This window comes from Pseudoalteromonas sp. S1650 (genome assembly GCF_005887195.1).
GTDB classification, from domain to species: Bacteria; Pseudomonadota; Gammaproteobacteria; order Enterobacterales; family Alteromonadaceae; genus Pseudoalteromonas; species Pseudoalteromonas simplex.
Window position 1 is genome coordinate 44,115 of the sequence record NZ_PNDF01000045.1, and the last position, 23,259, is coordinate 67,373.

The 23,259-nt window shown below is 39.9% G+C and carries 19 protein-coding genes and 1 pseudogene; 8 read left to right on the top strand and 12 right to left on the bottom strand.

Annotated features, from left to right (window positions below):
- Window positions 1-54: 54 nt before the first annotated feature.
- The 3 genes from CWB80_RS14010 to CWB80_RS14020 form a co-directional block, all read right to left on the bottom strand.
- The gene (locus CWB80_RS14010) at window positions 55-657 is read right to left on the bottom strand and encodes a LysE family translocator (RefSeq protein ID WP_138601946.1); all 603 of its coding nucleotides are present in this window, start codon (window positions 655-657) and stop codon (window positions 55-57) included.
- Window positions 658-683: 26 nt separating this feature from the next.
- Window positions 684-1,514: an AraC family transcriptional regulator gene (locus CWB80_RS14015; protein WP_138601944.1), complete on the bottom strand. Its 831-nt coding sequence runs from the start codon at window positions 1,512-1,514 to the stop codon at window positions 684-686.
- A 94-nt stretch (window positions 1,515-1,608) separates the two neighbouring features.
- On the bottom strand, window positions 1,609-2,385 hold the full coding sequence (locus CWB80_RS14020; RefSeq protein ID WP_138601942.1) for a DeoR/GlpR family DNA-binding transcription regulator: 777 nt from the start codon (window positions 2,383-2,385) through the stop codon (window positions 1,609-1,611).
- A 200-nt stretch (window positions 2,386-2,585) separates the two neighbouring features.
- Here CWB80_RS14020 and CWB80_RS14025 point away from each other — a divergent pair, with 200 nt between their 5' ends.
- On the top strand, window positions 2,586-3,734 hold the full coding sequence (locus CWB80_RS14025) for an MFS transporter (RefSeq protein ID WP_054553540.1): 1,149 nt from the start codon (window positions 2,586-2,588) through the stop codon (window positions 3,732-3,734).
- A 127-nt stretch (window positions 3,735-3,861) separates the two neighbouring features.
- The gene (locus CWB80_RS14030) at window positions 3,862-4,716 is read left to right on the top strand and encodes a DUF417 family protein (RefSeq protein ID WP_138601940.1); all 855 of its coding nucleotides are present in this window, start codon (window positions 3,862-3,864) and stop codon (window positions 4,714-4,716) included.
- Window positions 4,717-4,753: 37 nt separating this feature from the next.
- Here the strand turns inward: CWB80_RS14030 and CWB80_RS14035 are convergent, their stop codons facing one another.
- From CWB80_RS14035 to CWB80_RS14060, 7 genes and pseudogenes are all read right to left on the bottom strand, one after another.
- Window positions 4,754-5,638 (bottom strand): alcohol dehydrogenase catalytic domain-containing protein, encoded by an 885-nt coding sequence (locus CWB80_RS14035; protein WP_249362587.1) that lies wholly within the window; start codon window positions 5,636-5,638, stop codon window positions 4,754-4,756.
- Window positions 5,639-5,698: 60 nt separating this feature from the next.
- Window positions 5,699-6,505 (bottom strand): annotated as a pseudogene (dkgB, locus tag CWB80_RS22945) (2,5-didehydrogluconate reductase DkgB); the annotation flags it as partial.
- Window positions 6,506-6,514: 9 nt separating this feature from the next.
- Window positions 6,515-7,417 carry a TIGR03571 family LLM class oxidoreductase gene (locus CWB80_RS14040; RefSeq protein ID WP_054553542.1) on the bottom strand — a complete coding sequence of 301 codons (903 nt, stop codon included), beginning with the start codon at window positions 7,415-7,417 and terminating at the stop codon, window positions 6,515-6,517.
- Window positions 7,418-7,586: 169 nt separating this feature from the next.
- Window positions 7,587-8,789: a low temperature requirement protein A gene (locus CWB80_RS14045; protein ID WP_054553543.1), complete on the bottom strand. Its 1,203-nt coding sequence runs from the start codon at window positions 8,787-8,789 to the stop codon at window positions 7,587-7,589.
- Between the two features lie 12 nt (window positions 8,790-8,801).
- Complete coding sequence (locus CWB80_RS14050) at window positions 8,802-9,167, bottom strand: cupin domain-containing protein (protein WP_228482482.1); 366 nt, start codon at window positions 9,165-9,167, stop codon at window positions 8,802-8,804.
- Between the two features lie 9 nt (window positions 9,168-9,176).
- Window positions 9,177-9,725, bottom strand: a complete 549-nt coding sequence (locus tag CWB80_RS14055) for a redoxin domain-containing protein (protein ID WP_054553544.1) — start codon at window positions 9,723-9,725, stop codon at window positions 9,177-9,179.
- A 9-nt stretch (window positions 9,726-9,734) separates the two neighbouring features.
- Window positions 9,735-10,316: an NAD(P)H-dependent oxidoreductase gene (locus CWB80_RS14060; protein ID WP_054553545.1), complete on the bottom strand. Its 582-nt coding sequence runs from the start codon at window positions 10,314-10,316 to the stop codon at window positions 9,735-9,737.
- Window positions 10,317-10,443: 127 nt separating this feature from the next.
- On the opposite strand from CWB80_RS14060, the gene CWB80_RS14065 reads away from it, so the two are divergent.
- Together CWB80_RS14065 and CWB80_RS14070 are read left to right on the top strand one after the other, a co-directional pair.
- On the top strand, window positions 10,444-10,800 hold the full coding sequence (locus CWB80_RS14065) for a winged helix-turn-helix transcriptional regulator (RefSeq protein ID WP_054553546.1): 357 nt from the start codon (window positions 10,444-10,446) through the stop codon (window positions 10,798-10,800).
- 21 nt (window positions 10,801-10,821) lie between these two features.
- Window positions 10,822-11,274, top strand: coding sequence for a hypothetical protein (locus CWB80_RS14070; RefSeq protein WP_138601938.1), 453 nt, complete (start codon window positions 10,822-10,824; stop codon window positions 11,272-11,274).
- Window positions 11,275-11,318: 44 nt separating this feature from the next.
- On the opposite strand, the gene CWB80_RS14075 is transcribed toward CWB80_RS14070, so the two are convergent.
- Window positions 11,319-12,380: a fatty acid desaturase family protein gene (locus CWB80_RS14075; protein ID WP_138601936.1), complete on the bottom strand. Its 1,062-nt coding sequence runs from the start codon at window positions 12,378-12,380 to the stop codon at window positions 11,319-11,321.
- The gene (locus CWB80_RS14080; RefSeq protein WP_138601934.1) at window positions 12,377-13,420 is read right to left on the bottom strand and encodes a flavin reductase family protein; all 1,044 of its coding nucleotides are present in this window, start codon (window positions 13,418-13,420) and stop codon (window positions 12,377-12,379) included. The genes CWB80_RS14075 and CWB80_RS14080 overlap by 4 nt, the downstream gene beginning before the upstream one ends.
- Window positions 13,421-13,743: 323 nt before the next feature.
- On the opposite strand from CWB80_RS14080, the gene CWB80_RS14085 reads away from it, so the two are divergent.
- The 4 genes from CWB80_RS14085 (at window position 13,744) to CWB80_RS14100 (ending at window position 22,967) form a co-directional block, all read left to right on the top strand.
- Window positions 13,744-15,858: an EAL domain-containing protein gene (locus CWB80_RS14085; RefSeq protein ID WP_138601932.1), complete on the top strand. Its 2,115-nt coding sequence runs from the start codon at window positions 13,744-13,746 to the stop codon at window positions 15,856-15,858.
- A gap of 87 nt (window positions 15,859-15,945) precedes the next feature.
- The gene (locus CWB80_RS14090) at window positions 15,946-17,214 is read left to right on the top strand and encodes an ABC transporter substrate-binding protein (protein WP_054553551.1); all 1,269 of its coding nucleotides are present in this window, start codon (window positions 15,946-15,948) and stop codon (window positions 17,212-17,214) included.
- A gap of 9 nt (window positions 17,215-17,223) precedes the next feature.
- On the top strand, window positions 17,224-19,485 hold the full coding sequence (locus CWB80_RS14095) for an ATP-binding protein (RefSeq protein WP_138601930.1): 2,262 nt from the start codon (window positions 17,224-17,226) through the stop codon (window positions 19,483-19,485).
- 17 nt (window positions 19,486-19,502) lie between these two features.
- Window positions 19,503-22,967, top strand: a complete 3,465-nt coding sequence (locus CWB80_RS14100) for an ATP-binding protein (RefSeq protein ID WP_138601928.1) — start codon at window positions 19,503-19,505, stop codon at window positions 22,965-22,967.
- Window positions 22,968-23,259: the final 292 nt, after the last annotated feature.

The window sequence follows — 23,259 nt, forward strand, 5'->3', positions numbered from 1 at the left end:
GATAGCCGTTTGCTGAATAAGGCTATTATGCCTGTTTGCGAGGGATGGTCAATTTTAGGCCATTAACGGGGTTAGCACATGCTCGTAGGCAATCATCAGCGCAACATAAACCAACAAAATAGCCATCAGTTTATTAAACACATAAAAAACACCCGGCCGTGATACTTGTTTGCCAAGCACTAAGCCCGCTAACGAGTAACTTGTTGGCGCACCAAAGGCAAGGATGGCTAAAATAAAAGACCAAAATACGATTGCAGCGCCAGTAATATCGGCGCTTGGGAATTGAATCGTAGCAATTGGCAAAGTGGCCACCAAGGCTTTTGGATTTAATAGCTGCATAAACAGGCCATCGAAAAAGCTAAGTGAGGCATCTGCTGAGGTATCACTCACCTGTACATTTGCTTTTGCGACTTTCCAAGCAATATACAAAATATAGCCGCAACCAATTAAGCTCACATAAGGCAAAAACTGCGGATTGATCACTTGCAAGCCAAGGTAGCCAAGCAGCACAAATAAGATAAACATCGCGCTACCCACGCCGATAAAAAAACCAAGGTGTGAACGAGTTTGTTTATTTAAGCCGCTGCTTAAACCGAGTAAATTGATTGGCCCAGGGGTGTACATAATGCCAATAGCATATGCAAAGATATCTGCCATAACAGCTCCAAATCAGTAATTCAGCTCTATCTACGAGCCCATTGCAGTTGAAATTGTTTTGGTGTCATACCAAATGCTCGTTTGAAGTTACGATTGAGGTGGCTGGCATCAGCGAAGCCAGATTCAACCGCCACGCTGGTGGCATCACGGCCAACCTGTAACGCTTTACGGGCATAATTAATACGACAGTTCAAAACATATTGATGTGGAGTAATACCGAAGTGCTCGCGAAAGCGGCGGATAAAATGAAATTTCGACATGGTGGCAGCATGGGCAATGTCATCAATAGAAATGTCATTGTCGATATTTGCCAAAATGTAGTCTTTTGCACGCAGAAGCAAGCTATCAACTCGGGTGCTTAAAGTTGGCAAATCAAGACTGTCGTTGAGCCTGACTAAAGACTGCGCCATTTGCAACACTGCTGCTTCTCGCTCTATTTTGCTGGTGCTATTGGTTTGTAAAAGCCTTGATAAGTGAATCACTTGATTACGCAGTAATGGATCAGCATACAAGGTGTTTGCCATACGTAATGTGCAATCTTGCTTATACCCAAGTGCTTTGAACAACGGCTTAAATTCATCGGGATGAATGTACAGCATAAGATACTCTAGGTTTTGCTCAGTGCCAGAGTGACCATCGTGAATATCTTCAGGGTTAAACAAAATGACATTGCCAGGTACGCTTTTATAAAACGCATTACGACAAAAGAAATCTTGCCGCCCTTGTAGAGTAATACCAATTGAATACTCTTCGTGAGCATGTTTTGCATAGGTAAAATCACTCATAGTCGCAGTCAACATCGAGATGCTCTGATGCTGTTCGTTGTTAATGTACTTAAAGTGATTGTCTTTGCTCACAGGTGCTCCTGAAGGGTGTGCGCTTCGTTATTATTCCTACGCCAATATAGCGAAGCTGGTAACCTAAAAACTTGAACAAAATTGCTGTTTTAATTTATTCAGAGGTACAGACAAGTTCTAATTCAGTGTCTTTAAATTCAGCGAGTTTTATATCGTTTTTCTTGGCATCAGTAACTAAAACAGAAATAGCGTCTAACGCTGTCACTTTATGCCTTGCGACTGAAGACAGTTTTTCTTCAGTAACGGCGATTAATACATTATTGCTTTGTTTTACTATAGCGTGTTTAAACTGTGCATCTTCAACGTCAAACGCTGAAACACCCACCTCGGCATCGATTGCGCAAGCACCTAAAACTGCTAGGTCAAAATGCATTGTTTGTAATTGCTTTAACGAGCAACTACCAATTGCAGCGCCTTGTTGCTTACTTATTTTTCCACCTAACAGAATCACATCACATTGTTGATGTGATTGTAGTGCAATAGCAATTGCAGGCGTGTGGGTAACCACCGTTAAGGCAAGATCGTGTGGGATCATACTTGCAATGGCTAAATTGGTACTGCCAGAATCAATAAAAACAAATGCATGCTCTTTAAAGTAAGGAATACACGCTTTAGCTAAAAGCTGCTTACGGTCACTATTTAAAACCATTCGTTGCACTAAACTGCCATCATTTTGTGCATTAATGACAGCGCCGCCATACACTTTTTTACACACCCCTTGATTTGCTAATTCTTGCAGATCTCGGCGGATCGTATGTTCTGAGACATTAAGTTCTTTGGCTAATTGAACACACACAACTCGGCCGGTTTGTTGTAAATGATCTTTGATCAGTGCTTGCCTCTGATCTGGGAATGAAGCATAATCGAGCATAAATAATCACAATTGAGCAGTTTAAACTGAGTCTAATGTAGCATTGCATGCTCGTTTTAGCAATTTTGTGATTATTTAGAGTTAAATAGCTCAATAACTAAGCCTTAGTTTAGTTATAAACTGGAATGAGGGAAGGTGACGGGTTTTAACCTAGTCACTTACCCTGCTCGATTGTGATGTTTTATGTAAGCTTTTGTTTGATGTTGTTAGAAAGGTATCCGTTTAAAAAGCGCGAAGTACTCGTTACAAGGTTACTATTTTTGTGTGCAGGTTTAGCCACGGCTACGTGGGCATCGCTCATACCAGTAATTAAAGCGCATATTGGCATAGATGAGAGTACTTTAGGGTTGTTGCTTTTGTGTCTTGGTGCAGGTGCAATATTTGCTATGCCTGTATCAGGTGCGCTCGCAACTAAGTATGGTTGTAAACGTGTATTACAGCTCTCAACGATGATGATTATTTTTTGCCTACCATTTTTTGCTTTAGTAAATAGTGTGGCTAGCTTGGCAACTTTACTGGTGATTTTTGGCCTTTCTATCGGAGCAACTGATTGTGTTATGAACATTCAGGCTGTGTTGGTTGAAGAACGTTCTAAGCTTTCACTTATGTCTGGTTTTCATGGCTTTTACAGTTTAGGTGGTATTTTAGGGGCGGGTGCTGTAGCAATGCTGCTAATTGCTGGTTTTTCGGCATTCGAAATCTGTATGCTAATGGCGGCGATAGTATTACTGTGTTTGATCTTCGCAAAGAGAGACTTACTTCCTTTTGCAAGCCCCAATGAAGGTCCTGCATTTGCGCTCCCAAAAGGCCCGGTGATTTTAATTGGCATTATTTGCTTTGCAATGTTTCTCGCAGAGGGAACCGTTTTAGATTGGAGCGGAATATATTTAATTGATTATCAAAATGCATCAACAGGAATGGCGGCATTAGGGATTTTTAGCTTTTCAGTCACAATGACTTTAGGGCGCTTATTTGGCGATCGCATTATTGCAAAGCATGGGCAAAGGGCTGTTCTGACTATAAGTGGTTTAGTAGCAAGCCTTGGCTTGATAATCGCTATTGTATCAATGAGCTTTTATGTTGCGCTATTTGGTTATGTGTTAATGGGAATAGGTTGTGCCAACGTTGTACCAATTATGTTTTCTGCGGCAGGGAAGCAAACCTACATGTCGCAAGCTACGGCAATTCCTGCTGTAACGACATTTGGTTATTTAGGTGTATTAATGGGGCCTGCAAGTGTCGGTCAAATTGCACATTTTTCTTCACTTGCGTCTGCATTGGTCGTAATAGCGATGTTAATTGCTTTGGCGACTATCTTTTCACTCTTTGTGAAAGTTTCACAAGACTAACTTTATAATTGTTATTATTCAAAAGGTTATATGTATTTAACAGGAAAAGGTGATAGTAAATTATAAAATGGTGAATGTTTTTATCCCTAACTTAGGTCTTCTAATTGAGTTTTATAGAGGGGTTTAAATGAATTTACGTACATCAAATAATTTAGTGATTGCACTTATTACTATCAGTTTTTCTTTATTGGGTTTGTCTTTTATTTTGGGGGCAAACCCCAATGCTATTGGCAGTATATTTTCGTTTTATGGTTTAGAGACTCAGGTACCTGACCATCTCATGAGTATGATTGCAGGCTTTGCACTTTGTTTTGTAGGTATTACCAGCCTTCATTCTCATTTAGGATTTATTAATAGGGCGCTTCCCACCGTGACAGCTCTTATTATTGCACTTACCTGTTTACTTACATTGTTCAGTGCAAATCGTTGGCTTGCAAGTGAAGGGGGTTTTCCAGTAATTGGTTCGGGGCAGGGTATTATTAAGTATTTTGCTGTTATTCCTTTATTTTTATTTGTGTTTTACAAAGATGTTTTGAGTGATAAAGCGCATGTTGCTTTGAATTATGCATCGGTGGCATTAGTGTTGGTTTGGATTGGCGCAATGAAGTTTTTTGCTTTTGAAGCAAATGCGATTGTTAGCCTTGTTGAGTCTTCACCGTTTATGTCTTGGTTGTATATTGTTTTTAGCGTGCAAGGGGCATCAAATGCGATTGGCATATTTGATATTTTGAGTGTGGCGCTGTTAGGTGTTGGCTTGTATATCAGAAATGCGAAACTTATTTTACTTGCTGGACTAGCCTGTTGCTCGGTATTTATCATGACACAAACATTTTTAATTACCGCACCTAATGCGCTTAGCAGCGTTACAGTGTTTGAGCGATTAGGTCAGTTTGTAATTAAAGATCTGTGGTTTATAGCGAATTTAGTGATTATTTATCATTTAGCTGTATTCAACAATACACCTAAAGAAACAGCAGAATAAAATAAAAAGGCCTCAGAAGAGGCCTTTTAAATGATAACTAAACAACTACAACGGCTTTTTGCTTTTGAACTTTAGAAAACTCAAGGGCATCATTGAGATTGTTAAATTCAAAGTCAGTGGGTTCTTCAACATTTAAAGTACCCGACGCAATGTCATTAAGGAGCTTTTCGCCATCACTTACAAGACGTTGCCATTGCTGTGAATCACCATAATCGTGTAATGCACCAAGGGCAATTTCATGATAAGAAATAGTGCGCGTGAATGGTTCATCGACTGGGGTTTCAATGCGTCCTAAAATACTGATCACATGACCATTTGCCTGTAGAAGTGGCACTAACTTTTTAGCTTCTTCAGGGCCATTAGCATCAAAGAGTGCAAAGTAGCCACCTTCAGATGGTGCGTCGCGTAATATTAACTTAACGCCAAGCTTTTCGGCTTGCTCAGTCGTTAGGCTTTTTGATAAAGCATGTACTTCAAAGCCACTGTGATTCAGCATTTGTGTCAGCAGTTTATTAACAGCTCCCATGCCGGTTACTAATACTTTTTCGTCTTTGCGTAATGGTATTTTGCTAAAAGCTTGCCATGCAGTAAGCAGTGGGCAAGGTAATGCAGCAGCAACATTGACAGCTAACCCTTTTGGCACCTGCATAACACGGTCTGCATAAAGTACTGTGTGTTTAGCAAAGCTGCCGTTTTCACTCAAGCTATGATGATAAGCGACTGTTTTACCTATTAGTTTGGTATCGACGCCATCGCCTACCTGCTCAACAACCCCAGCACCGTCTACGCCAGGTGTATGTGTATCTGCCCAATTTATAGGGTCAGCTTGAATAAACTTCCAATCAACTGGATTAATACCAACCGCTAGGTTTCGGACCAAAATTTGCCCTGCTTTAAGTGCTGGTACAGCTTTCAATCCCAAAGCGAGTGCTTTATCAGCACCTTGAAACTGCCAAGCATGAGTTGTCTTTACTTCATCATGATCCCAGTCAGGAGCAAAATCCGGGTTTGCTTGCCTGTCGCCGCAACTAAGGGCATCAATTTGATTGATCTCGTCTTGGCTTAAGCTAAGCGAAAGGGCTTTTAAGTTGGTAGCCATATTTTCGCGTTTGGTAGATGACGGTATCGTCACCATGTCATGCGTTAACTCCCAAGCAATGACTACTTCAGCGGTGCTCACTTGGTGTTTGTCTGCAATCGCTTTGATGGTTGGATCTTTAAGTACTTTACCTACCGCAAATGGCATATAGCCGGTAACGAGAATGTCGTTTTGGGCACAAAAATCACGTACCTTTTGATTGGTTAGGTAGGGGTGAACTTCAACTTGATTGGTAAATAATGCGCCTTTTGGCAAAATACTTAAGGCTTCTTCCATTTGTGCAATGGTAAAGTTTGAAACACCAATTTCTTTCGTTAAACCAAGCTCTTTTGCTGATTGTAATTCACTCAAATACTCATGCATGCTTTCGCCATTGGCTGGGCTTGGCCAATGAATAAGCAGTAAGTCGACGTAATCTAGTTGTAGTTTAGTCAGGCTCTCTTTTACGCTGTTAATAAAGTCCGTTTTATTTAACTTATCATTCCATACTTTGGTGGTAATAAATAACTCACCACGTGCAACACCACTGTCTTTAATCGCTCGGCCAACAGCTTCTTCGTTACCGTAAATTTGCGCAGTGTCGATGTGTCTAAAGCCCTCTTCAATAGCTGTTAGCACACTTTGATATGCAACTTCGTCTTGTAATCTAAATGTACCAAAACCCAGTTTTGGCATAATTGATTGTGACATCATAACTCCTTAATTATGGAACGTGGGCAAAACATGTTCGCCGATGTGCTTTAATGCCCATTCAATGGGTAATTCGTTACGTCTAAAGTGCAGGCCAATGTGATTCACACCGGCATTTCTCATTGCCTTTAGCTCTGAGATGAGTCCGTTGACGCCTGTTTCAACCCCAAAACGGTGACGTTTTATAGGTGCATCAGGATCATCTAATAAATTTAAATGAATAAAACTAACGTACGGCTTATTTCCTGCGACCTCTCGCCACAAAGCGACACGCTTTTGCTGATCATCTGGTGTGCCTGGGTAAGCAAGCCAGCCGTCCATGTTTTCGCCAACCCATTGAGGGCTTTGCTGAGCAAGACCTGCTACATAAAGTGGGAAATCTTTCACTTCTGGTAGTAGCTTTTGACCCGCTTCTAAAGGTCGCTTAGGGGCGCCTTTAAGTAGCGAAACAGATTCACGTAGTTGCTCACCACGGCTTGCAAAATCAATATCGAATAAAGGGTATTCAATGGGTCTATCACCACTGGCAACACCTAAAATTAGCCGATCATTACTTAGCGCTTGCACAGTATTTGCTGCCTTTTTAACAAGCCAAGGTTGGCGCAATGGCAATACCACCGCTGCGGTGCCAAGTAATATATTCTTGGTTTTAGCTGCTAAGTAGCCAAGGTAACTGAAGGTTTCATAAACTTGGGCGGCATCACCAAATTGCGGGTCATAAATCGGTACGTCGCGAACCCATGCCGCTGCGTAGCCAAGCTCATCAGCAAGTTGAACACGTGATTCATGGTTAGCTAAATTAGGGATCCCAAATGATTGATTTGATTGTTGATTGAAATGTGCCCAATCATTATCAAGTGGAAGTTCAACCCCAATTGAGAATGGTTTTTGCGCTAATTTATCAAAACTCATTATGACTCCAAACTTTAAGGGACATAGCTAAGCAATACTTAACAATTTAATGCCGCCCTGAAAGTGATTTATGATTAAGTAATGAGGGTATTGTGGCGCTAAATTTATTTGCGAAAAACAGCAAGGATAACAAAACACCTTTGTCGTTTTTGCAAAGGTGTTTTAATCGTTATGAATTAGCTTCTTCTTTTGAAAGGGTAAAGTATGCGCGAGTGACTGGGTAGGCAATTTGTGAAATCAGTGCAGTGCCCCAAAGTAAGTTGCCAATGAGCGAAGGCACATGGGGTAAAATGGGAATGGTAACTAAAGCAAGTATGACGCCAAACATCCTTACTTTGGCTGTAGCAAAACGATGGGCTACGCGATGTTCGATCATTAGCTGGATCCACAATAAGCTTAATAAGTAGCCTGCTAACCCTACACAACCAATGACACCATATTTTAGGGGGTACGGCTGCCAGAACCCGGCTTTCACTTCGCCGGCGAGTGCAACGCCAACCATAACTGCACATAGCATTAAAAATAGGTGAGCTAACCACCAACTTACGAGTGTCCATTTGTGTTGATTTTTAGGTTTACCATTGCCAACAAAATCAAAGTAAATCCAGCATTGCACAAATACCGCAATACCACCAAACATAAAGTTAGCCAGTACAGTGGGGTCGACTTTATAAACTCCTTTTTCAGATAAAGTAATCACCAATTTAAAGAAACCTTCGCCTACGACAATAAGTAGTAAAAGGGCGAAGCGCTCAGACATATGCCCAAGGCGTGGTAAAAAGCGTTTATTTTCAAGTACACCAATTTTTGGAGCCATATATAAAACTTGGATAGCGGCAATCGCAGCGCCAAACACCCAATAACGATAGGGGGCAGGCATAAATGCTGTGGTAGCAAAAATGATGGCAAGAGCAAAGTAGTTACGGCTCACACTGCGTGCTAATTTTGTTGATTCGACCCCCAATTGATTGGTGCGATGAAATAAATAAGCTGTAATAAGGCGATTAGCAGCATAGGCTAATGCAAAATATGTCCAACCTTTATCAAGTACATGAGGGATCGAGGCAGCCATAACCATGGCGGTAACAATTTGGCAGGCCATGATCAGCCGGTGTTTTACATCAGTACTGACATAGAGTGAATTAAAAACGCTGGAGTCAGCCCACGCAAACCATACGGTGATGAACAAACCTGCAAATGTAAGAAAACCACTTAAATGTAAGTGGTCGCTCAAAAAATTACCTAGCAAAAAAATGATTACCACATGGATAAGGTCATAAAATAATTCAACCCAATGAACATGGTCATGTGAACTTTTTAAATCTAGGTGATGCTTAGGTAAGCGCCACATTGGGTGGTTTTCTAATGCCATAATTGATCCTACCTATTTCCTTTCGACAATAATTGCAGTGATGGTGGTTTCACCCTCATTTTTGACTTGATGAGTCCATGCGTCATGCCACATCACATAGCCATTAGGGATCTCAATTGTTGTTTGTGACTCTTTAGTACTGATGGTCGCTTTACCGCCTGTCTCAAAATAGACTGTTTCAGCATTATGCTTATGCCAATTATCTTGCTCACCTGGTGCTAAAGTCATACGTAAAACAAGTACTTCACTGTTATCTAGCAATACTTCATAGTGATTGGGTGAAGCAATATGTGCATGGGGAAGTTGTGCTGAAAAAGCATGTTGTGAGCACATAATTGTGCTCACCAAGCCAATCAGCAAAGCTGTCATTTTGCTCATGGCTACACTCTACTTATGCATACCGCGAATTGGGTAATTATTTTTTGGGTCGCGTATCCAATTAAGCCCGCTTACCAAAGTTGCTAAATCAGGTCTTACAAATGGATTATTAGAATAATCAACCACATGTACTTTACCTTGCTCGTTAACCACAAACAGTGCGGGCTCTGCGAAAGGGTGATCCGTTTCTTGTGGTGAACGGGGATCAGAAATGTAAGTACCTAATGCTTGCATTTGCTCTGTAGTCAAACCGTAAGCAAGTGGAAATGACACAGATAGCTGCTCTAAATGCGCTTCTAGCTGCTCTTTGCTATCACCTGAAACAGCAATTACATCAACACCCGTTTCTAATAGCGCCGCTTTGTACTGCTCGAGGCTATTTAAATAGCGGGTACATAAAGGGCAATGCTTACCACGATAAACAACAACAAGCTGCCAGCTTGCACCGTGTTGAGGTTGACCAAGAACAGCCTCTTCACCATTCAAAAGTGCAGCACTGATACTAGGAAATGCACTGCCCGGATGGAGTTTATTGCTATAAACAGATTCGTTACTCATGAGTGTTCCTTAAAAGTTCTCGTTTAAGTGTTTTTCAAAGCGCGCAAAGTCGCTGTCGATGTCTGCATTTTTCATCACGTCATAACAGGCGAAAGTTGGCATCGCTTGCATACCGAAAAACTTAAAGTTCATATGCATTGGGAAAACAAGGTCATCAACACTTTTACCTTCAAAAAAGTCAGCGGCATCTGCAAATGATTCTGCAGGCGCATTTAAAGTCAGCGACATCATATATTGAGTGTTAGTCAAGGTGCCGCCTTTACCGTAATTGGCTTTTGGATTGTCTTGATGACGACCATCACCATGGCAAAGCGCTCCCCCCATACCCGCTGTGTACACTTCATCCATGTATTTTTTGAATGACCATGTCATGCCCATCCAATTAATAGGTGATTGCAAAAAGACGATATCTGCCCATTGATGGTTCTCAAGTTCAGTTTCTACATCAAATTCGTCTTGTGTATTAACCACGCGAGTTTGATAGCCTTTTGCTTTAAAAAAAGCGTCAGCTTTTTCGATTAAAGCAGCATTTAACTTACCTTCAGAAAAAGGGTAATAGTGATGTGCGTTAAGAATTAATACGTTTTTCATAGTTGAGTATCCGTTTGTTAATTACTTTATCGTGTTCAAAATATATTCTGTGGTATATAATAGTAACCTAGATTATTAAATCAACCAGTCACCTTTTTGTAACTAGTCTGAAAAATGCGAGGATGTTTTGGAAAGTTCAGTAGAAACAGATAGTAAGGGTAGAAAAAAAGTTTTAAATGCTTGCATGGAACCGTGTGCAATTGAAAAAGGCATGCGTTTGATTGGCGGTAAATGGACGGGATCTATTATCTATCATTTAAAAGATGGCCCTGTGCGTTTTAATGATTTAACGCGCATGCTCGGTGGCGCAAGTAAAAAGATGATAGATCAACGTCTAAAAGAGCTTGAAAGTAGAGCGATGATCACCCGTCATGTTATTAGCACGCGCCCGATAGCGGTGACCTATGAGCTAACTGACTTTGGCCGCTCAGCACTGCATATACTCGATGAGTTACGGGTTTGGTCTGAATCGAATGAGATTTAATTAGCTTAGAGAGGGCAGGGAATGCATAAGGCACAATTTGGAGAAGTTGAATCAATTAAAAAGCCACCTCATTATGAGGCGATTCATCAACTTGCGCTTGATATTGTAAATGCTCCAAATAAACAACAAGAGTGGGCGGCGTACAATCAAATAAAAGAAATATGCGACAAGTTTGCAGGCACACCGCTTGATCATCCGTTTCAATGGGAAACGCTCGCTGACTTTACCTATCAAAGGCCAGAGGTTGCACTTAGCTATTATTTTAAAGCGCTAGAGTTAGCAATGTTACTCGAACTAGAGGATTATTTAGCGTCGATTAATTTTGCGATTGCAGAGAATTACCTAGAGAAAGCTGATAAGGCCCAAGCCCTAAACTTTGCCAATACAGCTTTAACTTTCGTGGAACAAGCAGCAGATGATGAATTACAGTCAGATATTAACGAGCTGATTCTCGCAGCTAATTCCTTGCCATAAAATTATTTATAAAAAAGCCAGCGTTATGCACTGGCGTTTATCAATTACGGAAAAGAGTAGCGCACAATTCGTTTTACGACAGAAAAGTACTGGCGAAAGAAGCCGTCGGTATTGTAGTGGATGCCGTGCTCTTTAAAGATAGCTTGCACCTTAGGGGCAATTTCGCGGTAGCGTTTTGCGGGTAAATCTGGGAATAAGTGATGTTCTATTTGATAGCTCAAGTGCCCAGTCATTACATGAAACAGGTTACCCCCTTTGATATTTGATGAGCCTAACGCTTGGCGGTAATACCATTGGCCTTGTGATTCATTTTCGCAGTCTTGTTGGTTAAATGTTTCAACTTCACCGGTAAAGTGCCCACAAAAGATAATGGTTGAGGTCCATAGGTTACGTAATAAATTAGCCGCTAGGTTGCCTGTTAAAACCCACAAAAATAAAGGCCCAGCAAGCATCGGAAAGAGCAGGTAGTCTTTCACTAGCTGGCGTGCACCCTTACTAAAAAAGCGCTTTTTCAGTTCGCTGTGCGATACCGTGTAATCTCGGTCATCTTTTTTCTTGCCAAAAAATACTCGCTCGGCTGCCATTTCATGGTACGACACCCCCCATTGAAACAGCACACTGAGCAATAGGTAAGTGACAAATTGCCACAGGTTTTTTATCCGCCAACGAAAGTCATTCGATAAGCGCAGTAATCCATAACCGAAGTCGCGATCTTTACCAATAATATTGGTATAGGTGTGGTGCTCGTAGTTGTGAACGCGGTTCCAGCTAGCCCCATCGCACGCTATATCCCACTCGTAAGACCTTGAATTTATGTATTTATCATTCATCCAATCGTATTGGCCATGCATCACATTGTGGCCAATTTCCATGTTATCGAGGATTTTTGCAGTGGCTAAACTAAGCACACCCACGAGCCATAAAACAGGCTGAATAAAGCCTAGTATTAATAGAATTCGGCCACTCCATTCAAACACTCGCTGGCAAACAATAACGCGGCGAATGTATTTCGCGTCTTGCTCACCGAGTTTTGATTTTACATCTGCTTTAACGCTATCGAGTTGAGCTGCTAATTTTTCATAATTGACTGTTTTTGTTGTGTTCATGCTGATAACTCCACGTCACTGACTGGTTGAGATATACAAAGTTGAATTAACTGCTCTGAGCTATCAGAGAGCTCACCGGTGCGAATATCACGTACGACGCCTTGCTTTTTAACGCATTGGCATTGATGGCAAATTCCCATACCACAGCCAACTGTTACAGGTTGCTTATTCGCTTGTAAGTGGGTCAGTAAGGTTTGTTGGTTATCAATCGTGAATGTTTTGCCCTGATGAGTGAGTGTTAATTCGTGCTTATCAGAGGTTGCTAAAACAGCAGGGACTGCACTGAAATGCTCACTGTCTATCGGCGTATTTAATTGCTTAGCTAAAGCGGCTGCTTGCTTATACAAAGCAGCAGGGCCGCACACTAACCAGTGTTTATGCGCATTTGTTGTCAGCCATGTCGTCGCATCACCGTCTTTGCCGCGCTCAAGTAAGTGATAATCAAAATTGCTCAGTGATTGCTTTAATTGCTCAAGCTCATCTTTAAGCCAGTGGCTGTTTGGCTTTGCATAATAAAGCAGGGTAATAGTTTGTTTGCTGTATGAAGGTAAAGATTTAAGCATGGCTATAAATGGCGTAATGCCTGAGCCACCGGCAAGCATGATTAAAGAACGCGCGGTATTTGGCATAACAAACTGGCCTTTAGGCTCAGAAATATTAAGCCATTGCCCTGGCCTCAACTTTGTTAGCTTTGATGTAAATGCGCCGAACTCTTGGCTGCGGATCAATAAACGAATTTGTCGCTGCTGCCTTGCTAATTGTGGTTCGCTTGCGATGGTAAATACACGCGTTAGCAATCGTCCATTCGTTTGGATTGTTAACGTAATGTGCTGGCCTGCTTGATGAACTGGCCATGTTTTTTCTGGCTCAATAATCAACTCAACGCTTTGTTCAGCAAACACCTGTACATGTTTTACTTGTGCACGAAAGTAGCCTTCGCGCCAGCCTGGTTTAAAGCACTGAACCACCGGCTCCCAGTATCCTGCCCATGACTGATGATGCAATAAATGTTTTGATAATGAATTTAATAACGCTCTCATTTTTCGCCTTTAGCTTACAAGTGTACGCCCATTTGGCGCACAAGTGTAAGCTGAAGTGTGATAATTGCAAGTCTAATTTGAGTAATTATTCTAAAAAGCAGTTGACCAAGGCTTTTAAAAGCGGCATCGAAGCAAGACTATTTAGAGTAAGGCCAAGCAAAGCGCTCCTTTAGCTAGTTAAAAGGAATTGGCTTTGGCTTAGAAAGTTAAAGCAGTTAATGAAAATGGATTTAATTTTAATTTTTCTAATGAAAAAGTGTTGCCGCTTTTTTGATTTTCGAACTATGTTTAATCAGGTACAAATACGTAGTAGAGGGAAAAAGATGGTCGATAATTGCACTATTCTTATCATTGATGATGAAGAGATTAACACTTTACAACTTGAACACGCACTAGAAGATGTTGGTAACATAATCACCTTAAACGACAGTACCCAAGCACTAGAGTTAATCCATAAAGCAAAACCTGATGTTTTGTTACTTGATTTAGAAATGCCAAAAATTAGTGGCTTTGATATTTTACAAGAACTTCAATTCAACCCAGAGTTTGAACAGCTACGAATTATTGTTATTACTTCACATGGTGATCCACAAATTGAAGAATCAGCATTGTCTTTAGGCGCAATTGATTTTATTTCTAAACCTCTGAACTTAAAGTTATGTCGATTGCGAATAGAAAATCACGTTAAAGTTAAAGCGCAAGAGAATATTTTACAAAATACCCAAGCTGCTTTATTTGCTGAAAAAGAGCATTTACGTATTACAATTGATTCGATAGCAGACGGCGTTATTTCAACGGATCAACATGCCCAAATTACTTATATGAACCCTGTAGCGCAAAGGCTTACGGGCTGGTCTCAAACTGCTGCAAAGGGTCGTCATATTGAAGAGGTGATGAAATTAACTGACTCCACAACAAAAACACCTTCAATAAATCCACTTACTATTGCTCTAAAGGAAAACCGCCCTGTGGCGATGGCAATAAACACGCAACTAACGAGTAAACAAGGGGTTGAACACCGAGTTGAAGATAGCGCAGCACCAATTTTAAATGAAAAAAAACAACAATGCGGTGCTGTTATGGTTTTTCAAGATGTTAGTGAAACGCTCGCTATGTCGGTTCAAATGACGTACTTGTCACATCATGATCAACTAACCTCACTACCAAACCGCGTATTACTGCATGATAGATTAACTCAAGGTATTGCCAGAGCCTCTTTTAATGACACTAAGCTAAGTTTATTACTGCTCGATTTGGACAAATTTAAGTTTATAAATGATGCGTTAGGCCATCATATTGGAGACGAAATTATTGCTCATATTGGCCACTCTTTAGATTGCTTTGCTTGTAACGATATTACAGTTGCACGTGTCGGGGGGGATGAATTTGCGCTTGTTGTCCCTCATGAGTCACATTCTTTGAGTCTAGAGCCTTTGATAAATCAAGTGCTTAATGTAATTAGTAAGCCATTTCGCTCTGGTGGCGAACAACATATTCTTTCTGCAAGCTTAGGCATAAGTGTTTACCCTGATGATGCTAATTGTGTTGAAGAAATGCTTCGCCATGCAGACTCCGCTATGTATAAGGCAAAGAACGAAGCGGCAAATAGTTATTGCTATTTCAGCACAGACTTACAGGTTGAAATGAATAAACGCCTTGATGTAGGTAATAAGTTAAGAAAAGCCCTCGAAAATAACGCCCTTGATGTGCACTATCAACCTAAATACGATTTACGTAGTGGCGAAATGGTTGGCGTAGAAAGTTTAGTTCGTTTAAGTGATGATGAGGGCGGGTTTATATCACCACTGAATTTTATTGAGTATGCTGAAGAAACGGGCTTAATTTTTAGGTTAGGCGAGCAAGTTTTAGAAAAAAGCTGTATTAGTGCAAAACGCTGGTTAGATGCAGGTGTGCCGACAAAAGTGGCCGTAAATATTTCCGCTAAACAGTTTACCGACTCAAAACTTGTAGACACAGTCGCGATGATTTTAGAGAAAACTCAGCTACCAAGTAAATATTTAGAGTTAGAAGTGACAGAGTCAGCGCTAATTGAAAACTATGAGTATGCGGTCAACCAACTTAAATTAATTGCCAAAATGAAAGTGAGTATTGCCCTTGATGATTTTGGTACAGGGTATTCTAGCTTGTCGTATCTAAGGCTGTTTCCTTTAAATGTATTGAAGATAGATCAGTCCTTTGTACGTGATATGCTAACTGATTCGCAAGCGCTTGATATTGTTTCAACGATTATTGAACTTGCGCACTCTCTTCATCTTCAAATTGTTGCTGAAGGAATAGAAACGGCTGAGCAAAAAAACAAACTAGATGAGTTGGGCTGTGCCACAGGGCAAGGCTACTTGCTTGGTAAGCCAATGAATTATGAAAGCCTAACGCAATTGCTTTTACCCTCGTTGCACAATAACGACCAGTATGTTTGAGCTTAAGTTTATCTTTTGTATGTCTTTTGAATCAATTTTTGAAATTTATTCTACACTTTAAAAACTATAAATTCGTTGGAACTTCAAATGACTAACTCAGTTGATCGTCGGCGTTTTCTTAAAGGTTTAGGAGCTGGCGCGGCCGTCTCTACTCTTGCATTTAAAGCACCTTATGTTTTTGCTAAAAATAAAGTCACATTAAGGGTGCTTGGCACACATGTTACATTGCAAGAAGAACTCAGAAGCAGGGCAATGCGTGAATTAGGCATTAACCTAGAGTTTACGCCAATGGGAAGCGCCGCCGTTTTACAAAAAGCAGCAGCAAATCCAAGTTCATTTGATTTGTACGAACAATGGTCAGACTCAATTAATATTTTATGGCAAGCGGGGGCAATTCAACCTATCGATATAGATAGGCTTGTTTATTGGGATGAAATAAACCCATTAACAAAAACCGGAAAAATAGTCCCTGAAGCTAAACTTGGCGCGGGCGACTCTCCTAATAAACTGCTTTATGTTCAAGACGACGGTACGCTATCGCAAACTCCGAGCAAAGCAATTAGCTTTATGCCTTATGTTCATAATGTTGACTCATTCGGATACAACACCCAAGTGATAGAGCAAGGGATCCCTTATCAAACTGAATCATGGGCTTGGTTACTTGATGAAAAACACAAAGGAAAAGTTGCGCTAGTAAACGCCCCTACAATAGGTATCTTTGATGCGGCCCTTGCTGCGCAGGGTCAGGGACTAATGACTTTTAATGACATGGGCGATATGAGTATTGCCGAAATTGATCAACTTTTTGCTATTTTATTAGAAAAAAAACGACAAGGGCATTTTTCTGGCTTTTGGACATCGGTTCCACAATCGGTGGACTTTATGAAAACAAAACGAGTAAACATCCAAAGTATGTTCTCGCCAGGGGTGAGTGCGTGTCGTGGAGCAGGCATTCCCGTGGTTTATGCATCTCCAAAAGAAGGCTACCGAGCTTGGCATGGTGTTATGTGCTTATCAGCCAATACACAAGGGCATGTAAAAGATGCAGCATACGATTATATGAATTGGTGGTTATCTGGTTATCCAGGAGCTTTTATCGCAAGGCAAGGGTACTACATTTCAAACCCAGAGCGAAGCCAGCCCTTAATGTCAAAGCCGGAGTGGAGTTATTGGTATGAGGGTAAAGAAGCCGTTGTAGATTTACGCGGTACCGATGAAAAGGTATCTGTAAAAGCGGGTCAAAAGCGTGATGGTGGTAGCTATATTCAGCGATTTTCAAATATCGCAGTATGGAATACTGTGATGCCTAATTACGATTACAGCTTAGATAAATGGTTTGAATTGTTAAATTCATAAGGGCTTAGATTGCTTAACATCTTTTCTAAATCAATTGCTGCAAAGATGTCGCTGGCGCTGCTGCTATTACTTTTAGCATTGAGTGCTAGTTTTTTTGTAATGGATAAGCGATTAAAAACCATAGAAACGGCATTTGTAGAGATTAGCCGTATCAGTAATTATGCGGTGAGTATCTTAAGAATAAATAAAGACATTGTAGAGATGCAGCGTGATATTTCTGTGTACGGCAACTCAGGGAGTAAGTCTGTTTTTAATAAAATAGAAGATAACTTTCAAAGTATAAAAAAACGTTTAGGTAATATAAATTTTAATCAAAATGAAGCAAACAGTCAGGTTTACTTAGATTCGATGTCTGAGCTTTTGAGTCGATACGATGAGAACCTAGCTGTACTTACAAAACGCTATGAGGCCAGGGCACATTTAACCTATCAGGTGTTACCAAGTATCTACACTAATGCGATAGCAGAACTTGAAACTTTGAAATCAAATAGCATCAATACAGAAGATAAATTAAGTATCGCAGAGCTCACTAATCTATGGCATTCAATGCATCACGATGCGTATCAATTTTTATCGAAGAAAGACTATTCAAAAAGGGCTAAAGTGAATACTACACTGCGCTTGCTTAATCAAAAACTACAAGTGCTTCAAGGTCCTGCGATAACACTCGATAAAATGTCCCAGTTTACTGCTAATTATCAGCAGCAATTCTCTAAAAGTATTCAAGCTAACCGTCATTACTTAAGTTTAGTCAATGTGGTTATGGCAGGTGATGCTATCGAATTTAGTACCTTATCAAACCAGCTAAGAGAGCTTTCTTTATCGAGATTAAAACAAATTAAATCGGAGGCTGAAAAAACAGTTTCAAATTCTGAGCGTATTTTAAAGCTCCTTGCGATCGGTGTTGTTATTTATATTGTGGCTTTTGCAATTGCGTTTCATTTGCAAATTTCGCATGCAATTAAGCGCCTTACCGTTAGTTTTAAATACTTTTTGAGTGGTGACCTTTCGGCCAAAATTTATGATTTAAATCGCAAAGATGAAATTGGTGTTTTAGCGAATGCAGCAGAACGATTCAGGGTTTTAAGTAAAGACCTTGCAGATGCAAAGCAATCAGCTGAGCGTACAGCGAAAGTAAAATCTGAATTCTTAGCAAATATGAGTCATGAGATCAGAACTCCTATGAATGGTGTTTTAGGTATGGCTCGGCAGCTAAGTCGCACACCATTATCGGCAGAGCAAGCAAAGATGCTCAATATCATTAAATCATCAGGTGCAAGTTTACTGGTTATTATTAACGATATTTTAGATTTGAGTAAAATTGAGGCTGCTAAAGTAGAGCTTGAGTCAGGTCCAATTGAATTAAGCTCCTTGTTGAACGAGTTAACGCATTTATTTTCGCAACAAGCTGAAAATAAAGGTATTGAGTTATTTATTACGACAACGCCAGAGCTCACCGACTTTATATTTTTAGGTGATGAAACTCGGCTCAAACAAGTACTCATTAATTTATTAGGCAATGCAATTAAGTTCACTCATCGTGGTAGCGTGTTACTCAACGTCATTATTGAAGAAGTAGTGAATGATGAGTTTAAAGTAACTTTTAGTGTATCTGACACGGGTATTGGTATTGCCAATGAACAGCTAGATTCTTTGTTTGACGCTTTCTCTCAAGCAGATGCTTCTATTACTCGTCGCTTCGGTGGCACTGGGCTTGGCCTGACTATCTCAAGCAAGTTGTTACATTTGATGAATTCGTCATTAAAAGTAGAAAGTGAACCAGATAAAGGCTCTATGTTTTATTTTGAGCTTAATGTTACCCGAACATTCATAACCCCTGCTATTAGTGAAAGCCTTCTTGAAGAGAGTAGTGAAAAGTCCGTTGATTTTTCCCATGTAACTGCACTGGTGGTTGAAGACAATGATATTAACCAAGTGGTAATCGAGTCTATGTTGGCTGAGTTTAATATAAAGTCGATCAGTTTAGCTGATGATGGGGAACAGGCCATAGCACAGTGTGAAATAGGGGCGTTTGATATTATTTTTATGGATATGCAAATGCCGGTATTGGGTGGCCCTGAGGCAACATTGAAAATTAGAAAACTACCTGCCTATAAGCACACACCCATAGTGGCATTAACCGCAAATGTGCTTGCAGCAGACAAACAGCGATGCTTTGAAGCGGGTATGAACGACTTTATTGGCAAGCCAATTAAGTTCGAAAACTTAAAACGTGTTTTGGTTAAGTGGTGTTCTCAGCATCACCAATAAACTAACAAGGAAGCAATGTGAACAGTCTCAATATAGATAATAAAAGCACAATGTCATCTAAAACGTTTTTGTTATTTGTTTCATTAATTTTTAGCGTTTTTGCTGCCATCGCTGTCTACTTTTTCGAGGGGCATGTTAAACGGGATGCGTTAAACTCAATTGATCAAGAGTTTACAGAAACAAACCAGCGTTTAAAGAAAATACTCACATCTTCAATATTGCAGTCGAAATCTGATTTACGATTTTTATATTCAACGCCCCCTATAGCTGGCCTACCTCGGGCTCATTTTAATGATGGAATTGACCCCTACGATGGTACAACCTATCAGCAATGGAAGGAGCGGCTTGAAACCATTTTTATAGGCTTTATGGAGAACAACCTTGCGGTTGAACAGCTGCGCATAATAGCTGTGAGCGCAGAAGGAAAAGAGTTAATTCGTGTGCAACGTGTTGGCGCTTCAGTAGAAGCTGTACCTGACTATTCTTTACAAGCGAAAAGCGCAGAACCTTATTTTTTGCCAAGTTCATTATTAGAAGTGAACCAAATATACATGTCGCCTATGTCGCTAAACAAAGAGTTTGGCGAGGTAGTGTTTCCTTACAAACCCATGTTGCGTTTTTCTATACCCATATACAGTGATAAAGGAAAGCGTTTTGCTTTTTTAATCATGAATGTAAATGCCACCCCATTAATACAGAAGCTAAAAGAAACTATTTTTGATTATTCTCAGTTAGTGATCAGCAGTTCAGAGGGAGATTTTATTTATCACCCTTATGAAGGGTATCAATTTACGAGAGACTTAGATCCGTCTATTACATGGCAGTCAGTGTACGATCAGCCTGTTCAGCACCAAAAGTTATATTTAGTCACTGCAACTTCACCAACAACTCGGCAGTTTTATGTTCATTCAGAAAAAGTACAAACAAGACCAGGTAAAAGTTATGGCTTTATCAATTTTAATCTTTTAGTGGCTAAGCAATACGTTGATAAAGTAATAAATGAAAAGCGGGTCATGACCTATAGCTTATTAATTTTGATAATTCTTTTTACGGGGGTATTACTGTTAACGTTTTACCGAAACGCAAACCGGAGCCAGTTACTAGCAGAGGCTAGAAGAGAAGCGTCTGCTATCGTTGAAGGGTCGATAGATGCCATTGTTGGTTTAAATCTAGAAGGTAAATTGACAAGTTTAAATAAAACAGCTGAAAACCTATTAATGTTGGCAAGTTCGATGTCGATAGGAAAAGCGAGTAAAGATATTGATTTTTTGGCCCGATTACCTATTCCTGATTACATTGCGGATATTCAAAACTCAAAAACACAAATCAAAGATGAATGCAGTATTTCTGAAAACGGTGTGGTGAATTATTTCGCCATTTCGGTCAGCCCTGTTTTTTCGGATCAGCGCGTTTTAATCGGGGTTGCATTGATTATTAGAGATATTAGCAAAGAACAAGAAGCTGCGAATAAAGTTAAACGTTTAAATTCGGAGCTTGAGGCAAAAGTAAGGCAAAGAACTCAAGCACTTGCTGAAGCTAAAGATGAAGCAATAAAGCACAGCGATATCAAAAGCGCATTTATATCTAATATCAGTCATGAACTACGCACGCCATTAAATGGAGTGATTGGCACGTTGAATATTTTAAAACGTCAAACATTGCCCGATAATGCCCGTAAGCTTGTAGATATGATGGAGTTAAGTGCTTCAAATTTAAGGCTATTAATAAATGATATTTTAGATTTATCTAAAATTGAGTCGGGTAAACTCGATTTAAACATTCAAAAAATCAAACCTCAATTACTGATCGAAAGTTTAGTCGAGTCATGCTCTGTGAGGGCTTTTGATAAAGGTCTTGATGTTTATTTAGATACGAGCGGGCTGGCTTGTTACGAAGTTAAGACTGATCCACTTAGGCTTACTCAGATCATTAATAATTTGATTAGTAATGCGATTAAGTTTACAGAGCAAGGCTTTATCAAAGTAACGGCATCATCTGAGCAGGTTTCTAATACGGAGCATACCTTAAAAATTACCGTGCAAGATACGGGGATAGGAATAGAGTTAAATACTCAACGTCATTTATTTGATGCATTTCAACAAGCTAATAGTTCTATAGCCGACAACTATGGCGGAACAGGGCTTGGTTTATCAATATGCAAACAGCTGTGTAATATAATGAATGGTGATATTGCAGTTAATTCTGCAATTAATGAAGGGAGCGCATTTAGCTTTTACATTAAAGTTGGGAGTAGCCAAGCCCCTAAACCAGATGTTTCAGACTATTATAATCATAAACGTATTTTATTGATTAGTAACAACTCGCAATGCCATGATGTGATGCAAAAGTTACTAAAAGTATATGGGGCTGATGTTAAAGTTAGCGACATAAACACACTTGCTGATGAACATACAAGCAATGTTGATTATGTTTTTATTGATTATGAAAGTATTCAAGCGATAAACCCTCAATCACTGGTAAATAGCCTCGCGAATACATTAGAACAAGGCCGTATAATTTTACTGCATCTACCAACTAACCCCCTTCCAAAGGCGCTCGTTACAAAAGTTACATCCCTTAATAAACCAATTACACAAACTAATTTATTGAGAGTTGCAGGTTTTGAAGTATCAGAAAATGAGCCACTTTATTTGCTGAGTGAAAACAGAACGACAGAAAATGACATAACAGCAGATGTTTTAACCCAACTTAAAGGCTGCCGAATATTAATTGTGGATGACAATGATATAAATATTGAAGTTGCACTTGGCGCCTTAGATGGATTGCCTATAGAGGTTATTACTGCTCAAAATGGTCAAGAAGCGCTGGAAATTTTATTAAATTCTAAAGTGAGTAACGAAGTTATTCATTGTATTTTAATGGACTGCCAAATGCCGGTTCTCAATGGTTATGAAGTGTGTGAAAAAATCCGAGCCGCAGAGGCTGGTCAATACTATGCACAAATTCCCATCATAGCAATGACGGCAAGTGCTATGGCTGGTGAGAAGGAAAAGTGTATTGCAGTTGGAATGAGTGATTATGTTAGTAAACCTATCCAAGCTCACGAAGTTCAGTCAAAAGTTGTTAAGTGGTCTTTATCGAATTACGAGGGAGATTCGCTTAGTACTGAACAAAGTAATTTAGAGCCTCTTTGGGATCGTGAGCAAGCATTGGTTAGACTTTTAAATAAAGAAGCCTTATTAATCAAAATATGCGAGATGTTCATTACTAAAGCGCCGCTAAGGCTTAAAGAATTGCAAAGCCAAATTAATGCTAAAGATAGTGAGCAAGTTCGTCAGGTTGCACATGCCTTAAAGGGGATGTGCGGAGAAATAAGTGCCAGTCACTTGAGAAGTTTATTCGCTGACGTTGAAAAAAAAGCGAGCCAAGGCAATTTAAACCTTGAGAAAACTATTACAGAAATAGAGCAAATACTTACCCAGCTTATTACTGATATCACTCAATGGTTAGAAGAAAATTAGTTTATGTTTCATTCAAAGAGCAATTTAAAAATAAACACAATTTTACGATATCGAATTATACCAATTCGCTTAATAAAGTGGTCTATTTTGAGGCAATAAAGCCTCGTTGATAACAAGGCAAAAATTTCTTTATTCAGTTGTGCTCGGCAATTGCCTCTTGATTGCTCTACCTTCTGCATCCATGCGCTCGTAAAGCAGAAATTTTTAACGCAGATCGTGGGTTTAATCCCTGAAAATGATTAAGTATTATTGCAGATTAGTATTAGCTGTAACTTTAAACAGCTAACGTGAG